The sequence below is a fragment of the Dysgonomonas mossii genome (assembly GCF_004569505.1).
Lineage (GTDB): Bacteria > Bacteroidota > Bacteroidia > Bacteroidales > Dysgonomonadaceae > Dysgonomonas.
In genome coordinates, this window is the sequence record NZ_SPPK01000001.1 from 461,092 (window position 1) to 480,726 (window position 19,635).

Sequence of the window (19,635 nt, forward strand, 5' to 3'; positions counted from 1 at the left end):
GTAAAGAGCATTAAAGAGACGTGATATTAAATATAAACCTATCATTTGTAAATCAATTAAACCTTCATAATGTCTTTATGTTTTGTTTTTAAGTTGAAAATAAAACAAAAAGATTTTTTTGTTTTGTTAAAGATGAAAAAATGTTATGGATTTCTTGCAAAAACGAATAATTTGTATGAAATTTGTCCCTTGAAAAGATAAAGTAAAAAAAGACGAAATATAGAGAATGAAGAAGTTGAAATTCACCAAAATGCACGGCGCGGGCAATGATTATATCTATATGAACGGATTTGTTCAGGAGATAGAAAATCCTTCAGCATTAGCAATCCGCCTTAGCAATCGTAATTTTGGTATTGGCTCGGATGGTTTAGTGCTTATATTGCCATCGGAGAATTCAGATTTTAGAATGCAGATGTTCAATTCCGATGGTTCTGAAGCCGAGATGTGTGGTAATGCTTCTCGTTGCGTAGGAAAATATGTATACGACAACGGATTGACAACAAAAAAGGAAATTGCGCTGGAAACAAAAGCCGGCGTTAAATATATAACTTTACTGGAGGGAGACGAAAAAGCTCGGAAGGTGACAGTGGATATGGGTGAGCCGATCCTTGATCCTGAACAAATTCCGGTGAAGGTGGATAAAGAGCCTGTACTTAATTTCCCGTTGGATATCGATGGCAAAATATGGGAAATATCTTGCGTATCCATGGGGAACCCTCATGCGGTTGTTTTTACAACAGGAATAAAAGAGCTTGATTTGCCTGTAATAGGACCTAAGTTTGAAAAACATCCGATATTCCCTCGAAAAACAAATACTGAGTTCATTGAAGTCGTTGATCGTAAAACGTTGAATATGCGTGTGTGGGAACGTGGAGCAGGAGAGACTCTGGCTTGTGGCACAGGAGCCTGTGCTGCGGCTGTTGCTGCCATACTGAACGGATATTGCGACCGTAAAATAACAATTCACCTGATAGGCGGAGATCTCGAGATAGAATGGGATGAGCAAAATAATCACGTGTATATGACCGGTGAGGCTGTGACAGTTTTTGAAGGAGAGATTTTTTAATACTGCGGCCATATAATAGAAGAACCCGAAATTATTAATATATAAAAATGGCATTCATAAACGAAAATTATACTAAACTACCGGGAAGTTACTTGTTCTCGGATATTGCAAAAAAAGTAAATGAATTTAAGGCCGCCCATCCTGAAGCCAATGTTATTCGTTTGGGAATCGGTGATGTTACAAAGCCTCTACCTTCGGCGATAATAAACGCAATGCATGCCGCTGTAGATGAAATGGCGAATGCATCTACTTTTAGAGGATACGGACCTGAACAAGGGTACGACTTTTTGGTAAATACAATTGTAGAAAATGATTATAAAGCACGTGGCTTGGATATTTCTGCTGACGAAATATTTGTAAGCGATGGCTCTAAAAGTGATACCGGTAATATCGGCGATATTCTTGGACTTGATAATATTGTTGCTGTTACAGATCCTGTTTATCCTGTCTACGTAGATACAAACGTAATGGCTGGCCGTGCAGGAGAATTGCAGGCAAATGGCAAATGGAATAAGCTTGTTTATATTCCATGTACATCAGAGAATGACTTTATTCCGTCATTGCCGACAGAGAAAGTAGACATCGTTTACTTGTGTTATCCTAACAATCCTACAGGTACTACATTGACGAAAGATCAATTGAAAGTATGGGTTGATTATGCTCTCCAAAATAAGGTACTTATCCTATTTGATGGTGCTTACAAAGAATTTATTACTGAAAGCGATGTTCCTCATAGTATATACGAGATAGAGGGAGCACGAGAAGTGGCTATCGAGTTTCGTAGTTTTTCTAAAACTGCCGGATTTACAGGTACTCGTTGTGCTTATACCGTTGTGCCTAAAACTGTGATGGGATACACCAAAACCGGAGAAAAGATTTCTTATAATAAATTGTGGAACAGACGCCATACTACTAAGTTTAACGGTGTTCCATATATTATTCAACGTGCAGCCGAGGCTTGTTTTTCTGCCGAAGGTAAAAAGCAGATAAAAGATATCATCGACTATTATATGAATAATGCAAAGATCATTCGTGAGGGTCTCGCTTCCGAAGGATTGCAAGTATATGGTGGTGTGAACTCTCCTTATATTTGGGTGAAAACTCCAAAAGGAATGACATCGTGGGGATTCTTCGATTATCTATTGAATGATCTGCATGTTGTAGGAACTCCCGGTGTAGGTTTTGGCCCTAGTGGAGAAGGTTATTTAAGGTTAACGGCATTTGGTACTTTAGAAAATACCAAAGAGGCTGTTGGTCGATTAAAAAAGATTTCTATTTGATAAATCCTATATAAACTCAATAAAAGTAAATTTATGACAAAGTTACGTTTTAAAGCAGTAGCACTGGCCTCAGAGCGAAAGCCTCTTGAGGTAGAGAAACCTAAAAGTAAAACTTCAGAGTATTACGGGGAAAAGGTGTTCAATCGTAAAGCTATGACCAAATATCTTTCGAAAGAAACTTTTAAAGCGCTTAATGATGCAATTGAAAAAGGACAATCTGTAAATCGTAATCTGGCAGAGCATGTTGCAGCCGGAATGCGTATGTGGGCTCTGGAAAATGGTGTAACACACTATACTCACTGGTTTCATCCGTTGACAGACGGTACTGCCGAAAAGCATGATGCTTTTGTTGAACATGATGGTAATGGTGGACTGATTGAAGAATTTGAAGGAAAGCTTCTTGCTCAGCAAGAGCCTGATGCTTCAAGTTTTCCGTCGGGAGGTCTTCGTAATACATTCGAAGCACGTGGTTATTCTGCTTGGGATCCATCATCTCCTGCATTTATTGTAGGCGAAACATTGTGTATTCCTACTATCTTTATCTCATATACAGGCGAGGCTCTTGACTATAAGACTCCTTTGTTGAAAGCTCTTGCTGCGGTAGATAAAGCTGCAACAGGTGTCGTTCAGTATTTTAATGAAGATGTAACAAAGGTAATATCTAACCTTGGATGGGAACAAGAATATTTCCTTGTTGACGAAGACTTGTTTATGGCTCGTCCAGACTTAGCTTTGACAGGAAGAACGTTGATGAGTCACGAAAGTGCAAAAAATCAGCAGTTGGAAGACCACTACTTTGGTTCAATCCCTGAACGTGTTCAGCGTTTTATGAAAGAGCTTGAGTACGAATCGTATGCTTTGGGCATTCCTGTAAAAACTCGTCACAACGAAGTAGCTCCAAATCAGTTTGAGCTGGCTCCTATATATGAAGAATGTAATCTTGCTGTAGACCACAACCTATTGGTTATGTCTGTAATGGATAAGGTGGCGCGTAAGCACTCTTTCCGTATCCTATTCCACGAAAAACCATTCAAGGGAATCAACGGTTCGGGTAAGCATAACAACTGGTCTCTAGCTACGAATACAGGAATCAACCTTCTTTCTCCGGGTAAGGATAAAGTTGAAAACCTTCGTTTTATAACATTTGTGGTGAATATCCTGGCTGCTGTTTATAAGAATAACGGCCTGTTGAAAGCTTCAATATCTTCAGCTACAAATGCTCACCGTCTTGGTGCAAACGAAGCTCCTCCTGCTATCATATCAGTATTCTTGGGTACTCAGGTTAGTGACATTCTTGATAAGTTTGAGAAGAGCTCTGTAAAAGATGCTATCGTTGTTGACAACAAGAAACAGATTAGTTTAGGTGTAGGTCAAATTCCTGAAATCCTTTTGGATAATACAGACCGTAACCGTACTTCTCCATTCGCATTCACAGGAAACCGTTTCGAGTTCCGTGCTGTGGGTTCTTCTGCTAACTGTGCTTCTGCTATGACAGCCTTGAATGCTTCTGTTGCAGAACAGCTAAGAGTGTTTAAAGACGAAGTTGATGCACTAATCAGTAAAGGTAAATCGAAAGAAGAGGCTCTTTACGAAGTATTGAAGAAATATATCAAAGAATCTCGTTCTATTCGTTTCAACGGTAATGGATATAGCGAAGAATGGAAAGCAGAAGCTAAAAAACGTAAATTAGATTGCGAAACAAGCGTTCCTGTTATCTATGATAGCTATACTTCAAAACAAAGCATCAAAACATTTGCCGGTATTTTATCTGAAGTAGAGCTTCATGCTCGTAACGAAGTGAAGTGGGAAATGTATACAAAGAAAATCCAGATAGAATCGCGTGTATTAGGTGATTTGGCTTTAAATCATATCATTCCTGTAGCGATTTCATACCAATCTATATTGTTGACAAATGTTTCTAAGCTAAAAGACATCTCTGATGACTACAAGACTCTTGGTGCAGAGCAAATCCGTTTGATCGAAAAAGTATCTACGCATGTAAATGCCGTGAATGCAAAAGTTCATGAAATGATAGATGCTCGTAAAGCGGCTAATAACATTGAGAGTGAACGTGAGAAAGCTGTTGCTTATCATGATAATGTAGCTCCGTATTTGGACGAAATCCGCTATCATATCGACAAGCTTGAATTGATTGTTGATAATGAAATGTGGCCATTGGCTAAATATAGAGAATTATTGTTTATACGATAATTAAACATTATAAAGAAAAGAAGTCCCGATCTCTAACGAGTCGGGATTTCTTTTTTTTATACAGGCTTTGACCTTGCGGGTATAAATATGAAATAAAACAAGCTGAATTATTTATTTCGGGGTCTTTAATTTGCTTCTTTTTGTGTTCTTTTGTTAAATAAAATCGATTAAATATAGATTTTTTATTAAAAAGGTGCATTTTTAAATCAAAAAGAAAATTTATTAAAGCGAAATTCGTACATTTGTCATTGTAAATAAATTAGGATAGAACCCGAAAATTCTTTCATTCACATATCAACTATTGACTATGCAAGATTTAAGATCAGCAATACAGCACGGACTATATGACCCAAACTACGAACACGATGCGTGTGGGGTAGGTATGGTGTTGCATATGAAGGGTGCAAAATCACATGCTATCGTTGAGAATGGTCTCCGTGTATTGGAGAACATGACTCACCGTGGAGCAGAAAACGCCGATAATAAAACCGGTGATGGTGCCGGTATTATGTTACAAATACCGCACGAGTTTATACTTCTACAGGGGATACCTGTCCCCGAGAAAGGGCACTACGGAACCGGATTGGTCTTCTTGCCGAAGGGTGAGGCTGAGATGGAATCGTGTATGATAACTCTCACGCAATATATCGATAAGGAAGGCTTGAAGCTTTTGGCTGTTCGCGATGTACCTGTCAATAGTGAAATATTGGGAGAGATGGCAAAGTCGAATGAGCCTCATATAAAACAAATATTTGTACTCGGAGAAGAAGGTCTTTCTCAGGATGAATTAGAGCACAAACTCTATTTACTTCGTAAGAAAATAGAAAAAGAAATATTCAACTCTAAAATATTTTCATTAGAGACTAAGCGAGCTTTCTATATTGTCAGTTTGTCTACAAAGCGCCTTATATATAAAGGTATGTTGTCGTCTGAGCAACTTCGGCATTATTATCCCGATTTGCTGAATCCGCATCTTACAAGTGCTATTGCTTTGGTACACTCACGTTTCAGTACCAATACGTTCCCTACATGGGATTTGGCACACCCATTCCGTATGGTGGCTCATAATGGTGAGATCAATACGATAAAGGGCAATCGCCTGTGGATGGAAGCCCGTGAGAGCATATTGAAATCAGATTTGCTAGGGAATATCAACGACTTGTGGCCAATTGTTCAGCCATTTATGAGTGATAGTGCGTCATTCGATAATGTGTTGGAATTCCTTGTCATGTCAGGGAAATCATTACCTCATGCAATGGCAATGATGGTTCCCGAATCGTGGAACGATCAGAATCCGATATCTGACGACTTGAAAGCTTTCTATGAATACCATAGCTTGTTTATGGAGCCTTGGGATGGGCCGGCTACACTATTGTTCTCGGATGGTCGTTATGCCGGAGGACTGTTAGATCGTAATGGTCTGCGCCCTGCCCGTTATTTGATAACTCATAATGACGTTATGGTCGTTGCTTCTGAAATGGGGGTATTGCCATTTGAACCTTCTGAAATAAAAGAAAAAGGTCGCCTTCGTCCCGGTAAAATACTAATGGTAGATACCGAGAAAGGAACAATACAATATGATGCAGAGCTGAAGGAAAATCTTGCAAAAGCATACCCGTATCGTGAATGGCTATCTAAGAACCGTATTTCATTAGATGACATATCTTCGGGACGCGCGCCAAAATATAGCGTGGATAATTACGATAAGCTACTGAAGGTTTTTGGATATTACAAAGAAGATATAGAAAAGATAATGACGCCAATGGCTGTGGAAGGTAAAGAGCCTACTGCATCTATGGGGAATGATGCGCCTGTAGCTGTTTTATCTAACAAGCCACAGCGTTTATTTACATATTTCCGCCAATTATTTGCTCAGGTAACAAACCCGCCTATCGACCCTATTCGTGAAGAATTGGTGATGTCTCTTGCCGGATATATTGGTTCGCTCCATAAAAATATACTCGAACCAATGCCGGAGCATACGAAGATGGTTGGGCTATCGAATCCTTTCTTATCAAACAGGGAGCTAGATTTGCTAGTGCATCTTGGTTATAAGGGCTTTAAGGCGGAAATCATTCCGATGCTGTTCGACCCGAAACAAGGTGGAGCCGGACTGGAAAAAGCGATAGAACAAATGTGTCGCAATGCAGAAAAAGCTGTAGATAGAGGTAGTAACTATATCGTACTTAGCGATAGAGGGGTAAATCCGGATAATGCTGCCATTCCTTCATTATTGGCTGTGTCGGCAGTTCATCATTATCTGATCGAACGCCGCAAACGTATGCAAATAGATATAGTGGTAGAATCGGCAGAACCACGTGAGGTGATGCACTTCGCTTTATTGTTTGGTTATGGAGCTAATGCCGTGAATCCATATTTGGCATTAGCGGTGATAGAAGATCTTGTTAAAAAAGGAGATATTCACTTAGATTTTCATACAGCCATGAAGAACTATGTGAAGTCTATAAATAAAGGCTTGTTGAAGACCATGTCGAAAATGGGTATCTCTACACTGAAAAGCTATATTGGCGCTCAGATATTCGAAGCTGTGGGTATCAGTACCGGCGTTATCGATAAATACTTTAAAGGGACTACATCTAAGATTGAAGGTATTGATATCAATGATATAGCAAGCGATACAATCGAGGCCTTTTATGAGGCTTTTGAGAGTGACTTTATCGACCCGTCATTAGTAAGTCAGGGTATATACGCATGGCGCCGCAATGGTGAATATCACGCATGGAACCCTGAAACGATAATGAATCTTCAGATGGCTACACGTTTGGGTAGTTATAAGAAATTTAAAGAATATACCGACTCTATTGATAAAAAAACGGAAAAGATATTTTTGCGTGATTTCTTAGATTTTGATCCTTCTAAGAATCCGATTGATGTTTCGGAAGTAGAACCTGTGTCAGCTATTACAAAACGCTTTGTGACAGGAGCCATGTCTTTTGGTTCTATCAGTCGTGAAGCTCATGAAGCAATGGCTGTAGCAATGAACGCTATCGGCGGAAAAAGCAATACCGGAGAGGGGGGTGAGTTGCCTGAACGTTTTGCTACCAATGCCCGTTCTTCTATCAAGCAAGTTGCTTCCGGTCGCTTTGGTGTAACAACAGAGTATTTGGTTAATGCAGATGAATTACAAATAAAAATAGCTCAAGGTGCAAAACCCGGAGAAGGGGGACAGCTACCGGGATTTAAGGTAGATAAAATTATCGCTAAGACCCGTCACTCAATTCCCGGAATCTCTCTGATTTCTCCTCCTCCTCATCATGATATATATTCAATCGAGGATTTGGCTCAATTGATATTTGACCTCAAAAATGTAAATCCTGCTGCTCAGATTAGTGTAAAATTAGTATCTGAAAGTGGTGTGGGAACAATTGCTGCCGGTGTTGCCAAAGCTAAAGCAGATCGTATCGTTATCAGTGGATGTGAAGGTGGTACGGGTGCAAGTCCTGCAAGTTCGATTAAGCATGCAGGTCTTCCTTTAGAAATTGGTTTAGCGGAGGTTCAACAAACGTTAGTACTGAATGGGCTTCGCGGTCAGGTATATTTACAAACAGACGGTCAGCTAAAAACCGGACATGACATCATTGTTGCGGCGATGCTTGGGGCTGAAGAGTTTGGATTTGCTACAAGCGCATTGATTGTATTGGGATGTATAATGATGCGTAAGTGTCACTTAAATACATGCCCTGTAGGTGTTGCTACACAAAACGAAGAGCTTAGGAAGAAGTTTATGGGACGCAGCGAGTACCTTATCAACTATTTCAATTTCTTAGCAGAAGAAGTACGTGAGCATTTGGCTGCCTTGGGTGTGAAATCACTTGATGAAGTAGTAGGGCGTGCCGATTTGTTGAAATATATGAAGAGTGATGCAAATAAGAAAGTTGAAAAACTAGATTTGTCTCGTTTGATGTATTTTCCTGTAGAAGCAAAAGAAAATGCGATTCATCGTATAAAAGATCAGGAACATAAGTTGGATGATGCGCTCGATATTTCATTGATCACTACATCTCGTATGGCTATCGATAAAGCTATGCCAACGGTAATGACCAAAACAATAAAGAATACGAACCGTACTGTGGGAGCGATGCTTTCGGGTGAGATTGCAAAGAAATATGGCAATGCGGGTCTTCCAGAAGATACTATACAATTTACATTCACAGGTTCGGCCGGACAAAGTTTTGGTGCATTTCTTGCGCATGGTGTAACCTTCAAGTTGGAGGGTGATGCAAATGACTATGTGGGTAAGGGTTTGTCGGGTGGTAAGATTATCATCGTGCCACCAACAACATCTACATTTAAGCCTGAGGAAAATATCATCGCCGGTAATACATTACTATATGGTGCTACATCGGGCGAAATATACATCAACGGACGAGTAGGAGAGCGCTTCTGCGTACGTAATAGTGGCGCTGTCGCAGTTGTTGAGGGTGCAGGAGACCACTGTTGTGAATATATGACAGGAGGTCGTACTGTAGTGCTTGGCAAAACAGGACGTAACTTTGCTGCCGGTATGAGTGGCGGCGTGGCTTATGTATATAATATAGATGAAGATTTTGATTACTATTGCAATATGCAAATGGTAGAGTTGACACTGATAGAAGATACTTACGATAGCCGTGAACTTCGTCAGTTGATAACCAATCATTATAACTATACAAATAGTCCTCTGGCTAAATATATTCTTGATAACTGGAATACCGAAGTGGAGAAATTTATGAAAGTGACTCCAATCGAGTATAAGAAAGTGTTGCAAGATGATAAATTGGAAGCTATTAAGAAAAAAATAGCACAAGTAGAATTTGATTATTAAAAGGAGGAGTACGAATCATGGGAAATCCAAAAGCATTTTTAACAGTAAAAAGAAAAGACGCAGGATATCGTCCTGCTCAGGAGCGTATTCTCGACTTTGGTGAAGTAGAACAAACACTAAATAGTGAAGATAGACGTGAACAAGCGTCACGCTGTATGGACTGTGGTATTCCTTTTTGCCACTGGGGATGTCCACTGGGAAATAAGATGCCTGAATGGCAAGAATATATATATAAGGGAAACTGGAAGCTGGCAGCAGAAGTATTGATGCAGACAAATGACTTTCCTGAATTTACAGGACGTATTTGTCCCGCACCATGTGAAAAATCGTGTGTACTCTCTATACACCGTGCACCTGTAACTATCCGCGAAAATGAAGCATCGGCTCTTGAGCACGCTTTTGGGGAAGGATTTATTCAACCTAAAGTTCCGGCTCATCGTACAGGTAAAAAAGTAGCCGTGATTGGTTCCGGTCCCTCAGGTCTTGCTGTTGCTAATCAGCTAAATCAGAAAGGACATGAAGTAACAGTGTATGAGAAGAGCTCTCATGTCGGAGGTTTGCTTCGTTTCGGTATTCCTGACTTTAAGCTGAATAAAAATATTATCGATCGCCGATTGAAGCTAATGGAGGCTGAGGGTGTGAAGTTTGTAGTAAATACAGAGATTGGTAAAGATGTGAAAGGTAAAGACATCTTGAAAGATTATGATGCTGTATGTGTGGCTATAGGCTCGCAAGTGCCTCGTAATCTCCCTGTCGAAGGGCGTGAGCTGAAAGGTGTTTACTATGCTATGGAATACCTTACAGCGCAGAATAAGTTGATCGCAAAAGAATCTGTTCCGGCTGATCAGGTGATTGATGCCAAAGGTAAGAATGTGCTTGTTATTGGTGGTGGTGATACGGGTTCAGACTGTATCGGTACTGCAAATCGTCAGGGCGCAGCGAATGTATTGCAAATAGAAATATTACCTAAACCGGCAAAGCTGGAAGAAATAGAAAATCCTTGGCCTAATCCATTTCCGGTAGTGCTGAAGACTTCTTCCTCTCACATGGAGGGTTGCGAGCGTCGTTGGGCGTTAAATACGAAACGCTTTATTGGAGAGGATGGTAAACTGACAGCCGTGGAACTTGTAGAAGTGGCTTGGGAGAAAGACGAGAATGGTCGCCATGTAATGAAAGAAGTTGGACCGTCTGAGATTCATAAAGTAGATCTCGTGTTTCTTGCCCTTGGATTTGTTCATCCTATACAAGAAGGCTTACTGCAAGAGTTGGATATAAAAACCGATGATGTTCGCCGTAATGTAATGACAGATAAGAATCGGGCTACAAATGTATCAAAGGTCTTTGGAGCAGGAGATTGCGTAAGCGGTCAATCATTAGTGGTAACAAGCATCGCATCGGGACGCAAGACAGCTCAACATATTGATGAGTTCTTGAGTTCAAAATAGGCATTGTTAATAATCGTTTAAAGTTAGGGACGCATGTCTTTTTTTGTTAAAAATGAGGGTAGGACTCTATAAGTAATCTTACCTTTATGTCAACAAAATATAGACATGACACAAATTAACTCTATTATTAATTAAAATTCCTAATTATGAACAAAAAACTTATTTGCTTATTGATGTTTGTTTTTTCATTAAGTCTTGCTTTTACAGCTTGTAGCGATGATGACGATGATAAAGTAGATTATGCTAAGGAAGTAGCTGGTACTTATACTGGCTCATTAACATTGAAAATACCTGTGATGGAGATTGATGAAACTATTGCAGATAAAAAAATAGAATTGACAAGAATTTCCGACAATAAGGTAAATCTTAAACTTAAGGAATTTTCATATGGTACATTAACTTTAGGAGATATTCCTGTCGATGAAATTACTGTAACTAAGGATGGAAGTACTTATAAACTCGCAGATACATCAAAAAACATTGATTTGTTAGGAGGTCTTATGACCGCAACTGTTGCGATTTCTTCATCTACAGTAAAAGATGGTAAGCTAAATATGACCATTAAAGTAAACAATGTTAAGCAGGGTGGAAATGACATGCAATTAGGTGATATGAATATTGCATATTCAGGTTCAAAATAAAATAGAATCTTGTTAATTAATCTTTTTATTATATTTAGAAGGCGGTTTCTGGAGACAGAAATCGCTTTTGTTTTTAATAATTTTCTATCTTTATGTCAAGAACTTATTAATGTTATGTTTAGAGTAGTTGGCAGATGTGTTTCTGTTTTTATATTACTGGTTGTCTTATTATCTTCCTGTGGTACACAAAAACCACAAGGCAAACTTTTATACGATCCTCGTGAGGTGGCTGAGCTTTCCTCTAAACTGGGTATTGGATTAAGTAATATTGATAAAGATGATGATCGTAATATGCCTCTTTATGCCGAAGTTTCGCAGTGGCTGGGGGTTCCGTATCGTTATGCCGGGTTATCGAGAAGAGGGCTAGACTGTTCTGGTTTTGCTTATCTTATTTATCAGAAAGTATATCGGAAATCAATACCTCGTTCTACGACAGATCAGTCGAAAATGAAAATGCATAATGTATCTAAAGGCGGTTTAGAGGCGGGCGACTTCGTTTTCTTTGCCACCTCGGGTAGAAATAAAATAAGCCACGTCGGTATTTATTTAAAAGATGGACGTTTTGTTCATGCCTCTACGTCCAATGGTGTAATAGTAAGCCATCTGGATGAGGAATATTATAAACGCACATGGAAGAAAGGCGGCAGATTAAAAAAATAGCTCACTAGAACTTAAAATTCTATAAAACTTTTACAAAGTTCCTATTTTATTAGACTGAATTTCCTATTTTTATTCGGCTAAAAAATAAAACAGCATGTCAATTTCGAAACGGATACTAGGAATATCAACATTTTTGTTAATGTGCTCCATGGCTTTTACGCCGGTTTCTGCTGTTACACCAAAGAAATCAAAAGCAGGGAAAAAGAAATCAAAAACGAGTGTATCTCATACTCCCAAATCGGTGAAAGTGGTACAGTCTTCACAAAATATGTCTGTAACAACAAATACTGGTGATAAGGTTTCCTTACCGGTATTTGATAAAATATTTGAGAATTCTAAATATAATGTGCCAAGTTCAGACGCTTTGTTAGCTGATGCAGGTGCAAGTGCTGCAGTCTCTATGGAAGTAATGAGGCGCAGAATGATAGAACAAAAAGAAATGCAAGAGCTTTCTTCTCAATTGGGAATATCGATTAAAAATCCTGACAATTTAGATTTGTATCGTGAGGTTGCAGATTGGCTCGGTACACGTTATCGTAGAGGTGGCATGAGCCGCAAAGCTGTAGACTGTTCCGGTTTTACAAATATTATATATAAAACTGTGTTTGGACAGCAGTTGGATAGAGTTAGTACAACAATAGCAAAGAATGTAAAAGAAACAATCACCAATAAAGAGGATTTAGAACCGGGTGATATGGTGTTTTTTTCTACTTTCAAAAAGAAATATATTAATCATGTAGGAGTATATATCGGCGATGGTAAATTCATTCATGCGTCGATAAAAAAAGGAGTAATAGTAAGCTCTTTGCGCGAAGGATATTATAGTACTGCATGGCGTAAAGGTGGAAGAAACTGATAGAAATAACAATAAAGAATAATATAGAGGGGATACGCAAGTGTCTCCTTTGTTGTTTTTATAAGTTTAATTGTATCGTTATAGAAATGCAACATAAATATTGTATCTTTGAAATAATGATTACATATAACTATCGACAAATATGAGAAAGAGACTAACAATAGCCCTGGTGGCACATGATCACCGCAAAGCGGATATGGTAGAATGGTGTTATTATAATTCAGATTTCTTGTCAAAACATCAATTGGTTTGCACCGGAACAACAGGAACTCTTATTAAAGAGGCTTTTGAAGAAAAAGGTATAAAAGCAGATATTACACGTATGAACTCCGGTCCATTGGGTGGTGATGCTGAGATTGCAGCCATGGTAGTGCGCCATGAGGTGGATTTGGCTATTTTCTTGATAGATGATTTAAATCCACAACCCCATGAAGCCGATATAATGATGTTGCTTCGCCAATGCCGTGTGCATAATGTGCCAATTGCTTGTAATCGCTATAGTGCAGATCTTATGATCACAAGTACATTGTGGGACGATGATGATTATACGCCTACTTTGCCTCGTTATGAAATTTTTGATCGAAGTAAATTTGATGCAAGTTTCAGAAGGAAAAAAGACTAAAAATAGAAAAAGGTAAGCTTATAAAGGCTTACCTTATTTTTTATCTGCGAATCGGAGGGTTTCCACTTTTTCTAGTCTGCTTATCAATTCATCGTATTGAGCTTTTCTTATCTGTAGTATCATGCTACAGTTCATATCGAAATCTTGATGTAAAATTTTAGGTTCCATATCTTTTACCAGTCGCATCACATCATTCATATATGGATACTCGAAAGTGAATGCTATTTCCAAGTCTACTGTTTTCTCTATAATTTCTGCCACATTAATAGCTTCTGCCGCTGCTTCTCTGTAGGCAACTATGAGCCCGCTTGTACCTAGTTTTATTCCGCCAAAGTAACGGACTACAGCAATTAAGATATTTGTAAGATCATTCGAGTTTATCTGCCCTAGTATTGGTTTACCTGCTGTTCCGGATGGTTCTCCGTCGTCGTTCGATCTGAATTCCTTCCGATCGGCTCCTAGCATATATGCCCAGCAAACATGTCGAGCATCATAGTATTCTTTGCGAAGTTTATCTATTTCATTTTTGGCTTCTTCTGCAGATTGCACAGGAATGGCATAAGCAATAAATTTACTCCTTTTGTCAGTGTATATTGCTTTCGATAATTCCGTTATTGTTCTGAAAGTATCTTCCATAGATTACAAAGATACAAATTATGAAATAAAGCATTCTTTAGACAAAGTAATAATTAATGACAGAATTTCCGAGCAGAATGATATCTGATGCTCTAAAGATTTCAGATTGTATAAAATGAGGTGAAAGATAGGTAATGCTTAAAAGTGGGACGTTTTGATTGATAATCAAGGATAAATATTTTAGAAACCGGTATAAAATAGGAATGGTTGTCTCACGACAACCAATCTTCACTCCTAACCATAAATCTAATACCATGAAAAATACTTTACAAAAGTATGTATAATTTTTTATAAAACAAACTTAATGATATAAAAAATATAATTTTAACATTAATATAATTTTATTGTTTCGTTTTTAGAATCAAAATGTAATATATTTGTTTCTGTAAATAGTTAGTCTAAATTATAACTATCTGAGTCTTTGGTTCGAAGAATCGCATAAGAGATATTAACTATTTATATGGAATTTAAACATCGGGTTTTTATGAGTAAAACCTTACAAATATTTATATTTGTTATTAGTATGCTTGATTGATAAATAGATCTTATTATTCATTAAATACTTAATTAGCTCTCTAATTCTATAGCATAAATTTAGATTGTAATTGTTACAAAGCTGACACAGAGAGGTTAAGTTGTAATTAAAAGATTGTCCACTTCAAGATTTTATTTATCATTTAAAGAATAAATTTAGCAAGTATCTAAAAAACATTATGGCATAGTTTTTGTTTCAATATTATAAATAGGTATTTTATTTTAATCTAAAAGGCTATTAGAAATAAAGCTTATATTTGCAACATACGCAAAGAACATCAAATAAGACGGTTATGGAAAATAATTTTTCACAGAGAGTTCGCAAAATCATGGGGTATAGCCGTGAGGAGGCCGGACGTCTTCAAACCAATTATCTGGCACCCGAACATTTGATGCTTGGTATACTTCGTAATGCAGAAGGATTGGCCATACAGGCATTAAAGGATTTTGGAATAGATTTGGTTGAATTAAAAGATAGTATTGATAATAATATATTAAAGCAGCAGGAAGATGCATATCCAAACAGTGAAGTCGTATTAAGTAAAAGTACTGAAAAGATTTTAAAGATGAGTATACTTGAAGCCAGGCTTACAAAAAGTCAGGAAACTGACTCCGAGCACTTACTTCTTGCCATTCTTAAAGATCATGACAATATAGCGGCGATGCTGTTGGAAGAATATCATATGGATTATAACGGAGCTTTCACTTATATAAAAAGTATGGGTGATATAATGCATGAAAATAAAAAGCAGTCGCCTCGTATGGGCGCCGACTTTACAGATGATGACGATGAGGATGATGAACCAATAAGCAGTGGAAACTCGAACGTTGGCACACAACAACCTCGTCAGGCTACAGATACGCCTGTACTCGATAATTTCGGTATAGACATGACGAAGTCGGCTTTGGAAAATAAGCTAGACCCAATTGTAGGCCGTGAAAAAGAAATTGAACGTTTAGCTCAGATTCTCAGCCGTCGTAAGAAAAACAATCCTATATTAATAGGAGAACCGGGGGTTGGTAAGTCTGCTATCGTTGAAGGTTTGGCATTACGAATAGTACAGAAAAAAGTATCTCGGGTATTGTTCGATAAGCGTGTTATTGCCCTTGATATGGCTTCGGTTGTAGCCGGAACCAAATATCGTGGACAATTTGAAGAACGAATAAAGGCTATTCTGAACGAACTATCAAAGAATCCTAACATTATATTGTTTATTGACGAGATACATACGATAGTAGGAGCGGGTGGAGCTACAGGCTCTCTGGATGCTGCAAATATGTTGAAACCGGCTTTGGCCAGAGGCGAAATACAATGTATTGGTGCAACTACCCTCGATGAATATCGTAAGAATATAGAAAAAGATGGAGCTTTAGAACGCCGTTTCCAAAAGGTGATGGTAGATCCTACGACCGCAGAAGAAACGTTACAGATATTGCATAATATCAAAGAACGTTACGAAGAGCATCACAATGTGAAATATACTGAAGGTGCACTTGAGGCTTGTGTAAAACTCACCGATAGATATATTACAGATCGTAATTTCCCCGATAAAGCTATCGATGCTTTGGATGAAGCAGGTTCACGTATGCATATTGCAAATATACAGGTGCCTGTAGAAATTGAAGAAATCGAGAGCGAACTCAAAAATGTGATAGAGCAAAAAGGTGAGGCTGTAAAAGCACAGAAATATGAGTTGGCAGCGAGTTTCCGAGATACACAACGTCAATTGATGGCTAAGCTTGACAAGGCTGAAGTAGACTGGAAAGCATCGTTGAAAGAGAAACCGGAAACAGTAGATGCCGAAATGGTGGCTGAGGTAGTTTCTATGATGTCGGGAGTTCCTGTTCAACGTATTGGTGAATCGGAAGGCTTGAAGCTTGTAGGTATGAAAGATAGCCTGAAAGCTGCTGTAATTGGGCAAGATGAGGCTGTAAGTAAAATCGTAAAAGCTATTCAGCGCAACCGTATAGGTCTTAAAGACCCTAACCGTCCGATTGGTTCATTTATGTTCCTTGGGCCTACAGGTGTAGGTAAGACTCACTTAGCTAAGAAGATTGCAGAACAATTGTTTGACTCTGCCGATGCCCTTATCCGTATAGACATGAGTGAATACATGGAGAAATTTAATGTATCGCGTTTGGTCGGAGCACCTCCGGGATATGTGGGATACGAAGAAGGCGGATTGTTGAGTGAGAAAGTACGTCGCAAACCTTATTCTGTAGTACTGCTTGATGAGATAGAAAAGGCACATCCTGATGTGTATAATATCTTGTTGCAGGTGATGGACGAAGGTCACTTGACAGACAGTATGGGACGTAAGATAGACTTCAAGAATACGATACTGATTATGACCTCCAATGTAGGTACACGCCAATTGAAAGATTTTGGAGGTGGTATTGGTTTTAATAAGCAATCTGCCGCCAACAAAGAATTCTCCAGAGGTGTGCTTCAAAAGGCATTGAATAAGTCTTTTTCTCCCGAGTTCTTGAATCGTGTAGATGATATAATAACATTCGATCAGTTAGATAAGTCTTCTATCGAGAAGATCATCGATATAGAACTAAAAGGTTTCTATAAACGTATGTCGGAGCTAGGGTATACTATCGAGCTAAGTCAGGAAGCGAAGGATTTCCTTACTGATAAAGGGTATGATGTGCAATTTGGTGCTCGTCCGTTGAAACGTGCTATTCAGAACTACGTGGAAGATGAGATTGCTGAGTTAATCCTTTCGGGTGGAGTAGCAGAAAACGGGACTATAACTTTTGAAGTAGATAAAGAAAAAGATAAATTGAAAGCAATAGCAAAATAAATTTTCTTAAATATTTTTTGAAAGGGGAGTGGATATATCCACTCCTCTTCTTTTATACAATATATAATCTTATATTTGAATATATTAAAGAATTACTATAATGAATCGGATAAATATTATTACACTGGGAGTAAAAGATGTAAAAGCCTCTTGTGCGTTTTATAAGAAGCTTGGTTTTGCAACACCCAATACAGAAGACAATCCTGCAATTGTCTTTTTTAATAACGGCGGAACAAAATTAGCGCTTTACCCTCTGAAAATGTTAGCGGAGGATATCGACAGTTCAGCTACACCTCATCTAAACACAGGATTCTCGGGATTTACATTGGCATACAATGCAAAATCGAAGGAAGAAGTAGATGCTATCTTTGCCGATGTAGAGAGTATTGGCGGTAAGGTAATAAAAAATCCCCAAGCTGTTTTTTGGGGAGGTTATAGCGGATATTTCCGAGACTTAGACGGATATTATTGGGAGATTGCTTATGCTGAATCTTGGCAGTTCGATGAAAATGATATGCTCCTTATAACAGAGTAACTTATTATAAGTTTCGAGCATGTCGTATCAACTCTTCTCTTATAATAGTGAGCTTTAAGTTTACTATACGATCCGCTTTTTGAAATTCTTCGCTGTCGTCAAGCTTTTTGTAGCGGCGAACAAACTCGTCCAGGCTATCGGTGTCTGAATATCCTTCGAAAATGATATCCTTAGCATCTTTTGCCTTTCGGATTGTTTCTGCGGTCTCTTTCAATGGAGGGATCAACAGCAATGTATCCAATACTATATTGAGATACGAGAAGTCTAATGACAGCCCGAAGTCTTTATCTTCAATAAGTCTTAGCCATTGATATATCAAACTGATATTCTCTTTAGTTACTCCCTCTATAAGTGTATAGTTCTTGTCGAAAAGATCTTCCCTAATAGCCGATACTGTTCTGTTGAAATCGTACTTTTCTGCTTCATAATACTTATTAGCCATTTCTTCGTCACAGCCGGTAAGAGATTGGATTTCCTTTATCGATTTAGCTTTGAATAGGTAGACACATTTTTCTACATCATTATCATTATCTTTCAACATTTGTATGGCTTCACCCATTGGTATGGGAAGTATTTTTCTCAGCTCTATGATCTTTTCTTTCATCTGTTTGTTTTTTACCCAACAAAGATAAAAAGCTATTGTTATCTTTACAAATAATAAAAAAGTAAGGATATGAACACGCGATTTGATATGCTGTCAGCGATATACAACGACACGAAGAACGAAAAGTACGATTATGCAGTGCAGCCATGGGGTGCTACCGAACCTCATAATTATCACTTACCTTATATGACAGATTGCTATCTGGCTCACGATTTGTCAGTAGATGCGGTCATTAAGGCATACGAAAAACAAAAAGTGAAAGGGATGGTATTGCCTGTAATACATCTTGGCTCGCAGAATCCGGGACAAAGAGAACTACCTTTTTGTTTGCATGCCGGTTATGAGACGCAAAAAGCCATACTATCAGATATCGTCTCTTCGCTGAACTATCAAGGCATACATAAACTTGTTATTGTAAACGGACATGGTGGAAATAGCTTTAAGAATATGATACGAGATCTGGTTGTTCAATATCCTGATTTTTTGATTGTGATAAGTAATCTGTTCGCCATTGTTCCTCAGAGCGGATATTTTGAAGAAAAAGACGACCATGCCGGCGAAATGGAAACCTCAATGATGATGCATTACCATCCGGAGTTGGTGAACCTATCTGTTGCAGGAGACGGAGCGTCTAAAACCTTTAGTGCTGAATCTCTTAGAGACGGCACTGGCTGGACACCAAGAAATTGGGCGAAGGTCTCTAATGATACAGGGATTGGAAACCCTAAAAAGTCAACAGCAGAGAAAGGTAGGAAGTATGCCGATGCTGTCAGCCGGAAATTGTCTGAACTGTTTATCGATGTAGCGAAGGAGAGTATTTATTGATACAGTAAATAGGTAGGAATAATTGCTGTTGTTTTCTTTGTCATGTTGAACGAAGTGAAACTTCTCGTGTATTGAAGGTGGAGAT

At 38.4% G+C, this 19,635-nt stretch carries 14 protein-coding genes; 12 read left to right on the forward strand and 2 right to left on the reverse strand.

What is annotated here, in order from left to right; genetic code table 11:
• Nucleotides 1–226: 226 nt before the first annotated feature.
• The 9 genes from dapF to E4T88_RS02265 all read left to right on the forward strand — a co-directional run bounded on the left by dapF (nucleotide 227) and on the right by E4T88_RS02265 (nucleotide 13,606).
• Complete coding sequence (gene dapF / locus E4T88_RS02225; protein WP_135103846.1) at nucleotides 227–1,066, forward strand: diaminopimelate epimerase; 840 nt, start codon at nucleotides 227–229, stop codon at nucleotides 1,064–1,066.
• 47 nt (nucleotides 1,067–1,113) lie between these two features.
• Nucleotides 1,114–2,346 (forward strand): LL-diaminopimelate aminotransferase, encoded by a 1,233-nt coding sequence (locus E4T88_RS02230; RefSeq protein ID WP_135103847.1) that lies wholly within the window; start codon nucleotides 1,114–1,116, stop codon nucleotides 2,344–2,346.
• Between the two features lie 33 nt (nucleotides 2,347–2,379).
• Complete coding sequence (locus E4T88_RS02235) at nucleotides 2,380–4,557, forward strand: glutamine synthetase III family protein (RefSeq protein ID WP_135103848.1); 2,178 nt, start codon at nucleotides 2,380–2,382, stop codon at nucleotides 4,555–4,557.
• Nucleotides 4,558–4,864: 307 nt separating this feature from the next.
• On the forward strand, nucleotides 4,865–9,382 hold the full coding sequence (gene gltB / locus E4T88_RS02240) for a glutamate synthase large subunit (protein ID WP_135103849.1): 4,518 nt from the start codon (nucleotides 4,865–4,867) through the stop codon (nucleotides 9,380–9,382).
• A gap of 17 nt (nucleotides 9,383–9,399) precedes the next feature.
• The gene (locus tag E4T88_RS02245) at nucleotides 9,400–10,827 is read left to right on the forward strand and encodes a glutamate synthase subunit beta (RefSeq protein WP_135103850.1); all 1,428 of its coding nucleotides are present in this window, start codon (nucleotides 9,400–9,402) and stop codon (nucleotides 10,825–10,827) included.
• A 146-nt stretch (nucleotides 10,828–10,973) separates the two neighbouring features.
• A complete protein-coding gene (locus E4T88_RS02250) occupies nucleotides 10,974–11,468 on the forward strand; it encodes a calycin-like domain-containing protein (protein WP_135103851.1) in 495 nt (164 codons plus the stop codon).
• A 114-nt stretch (nucleotides 11,469–11,582) separates the two neighbouring features.
• Nucleotides 11,583–12,128: a C40 family peptidase gene (locus E4T88_RS02255; RefSeq protein ID WP_135103852.1), complete on the forward strand. Its 546-nt coding sequence runs from the start codon at nucleotides 11,583–11,585 to the stop codon at nucleotides 12,126–12,128.
• 94 nt (nucleotides 12,129–12,222) lie between these two features.
• Complete coding sequence (locus E4T88_RS02260; protein ID WP_135103853.1) at nucleotides 12,223–12,984, forward strand: C40 family peptidase; 762 nt, start codon at nucleotides 12,223–12,225, stop codon at nucleotides 12,982–12,984.
• 142 nt (nucleotides 12,985–13,126) lie between these two features.
• A complete protein-coding gene (locus tag E4T88_RS02265; RefSeq protein WP_006842469.1) occupies nucleotides 13,127–13,606 on the forward strand; it encodes a methylglyoxal synthase in 480 nt (159 codons plus the stop codon).
• A 33-nt stretch (nucleotides 13,607–13,639) separates the two neighbouring features.
• Here E4T88_RS02265 and E4T88_RS02270 read toward each other — a convergent pair whose 3' ends face one another.
• Nucleotides 13,640–14,242, reverse strand: coding sequence for an IMPACT family protein (locus tag E4T88_RS02270; RefSeq protein WP_135103854.1), 603 nt, complete (start codon nucleotides 14,240–14,242; stop codon nucleotides 13,640–13,642).
• Between the two features lie 827 nt (nucleotides 14,243–15,069).
• Between E4T88_RS02270 and E4T88_RS02275 the strand changes: the two genes are divergently transcribed.
• A complete protein-coding gene (locus E4T88_RS02275; RefSeq protein WP_135103855.1) occupies nucleotides 15,070–17,586 on the forward strand; it encodes an ATP-dependent Clp protease ATP-binding subunit in 2,517 nt (838 codons plus the stop codon).
• Nucleotides 17,587–17,686: 100 nt separating this feature from the next.
• Entirely contained in the window at nucleotides 17,687–18,121 is a 435-nt protein-coding gene (locus tag E4T88_RS02280) for a VOC family protein (RefSeq protein ID WP_135103856.1), read from the forward strand.
• Nucleotides 18,122–18,125: 4 nt separating this feature from the next.
• Here E4T88_RS02280 and E4T88_RS02285 read toward each other — a convergent pair whose 3' ends face one another.
• Nucleotides 18,126–18,725: a hypothetical protein gene (locus E4T88_RS02285; RefSeq protein WP_135103857.1), complete on the reverse strand. Its 600-nt coding sequence runs from the start codon at nucleotides 18,723–18,725 to the stop codon at nucleotides 18,126–18,128.
• A 69-nt stretch (nucleotides 18,726–18,794) separates the two neighbouring features.
• Between E4T88_RS02285 and E4T88_RS02290 the strand changes: the two genes are divergently transcribed.
• Nucleotides 18,795–19,550, forward strand: coding sequence for a creatininase family protein (locus E4T88_RS02290; protein ID WP_135103858.1), 756 nt, complete (start codon nucleotides 18,795–18,797; stop codon nucleotides 19,548–19,550).
• The last annotated feature ends 85 nt before the right edge of the window (nucleotides 19,551–19,635 follow it).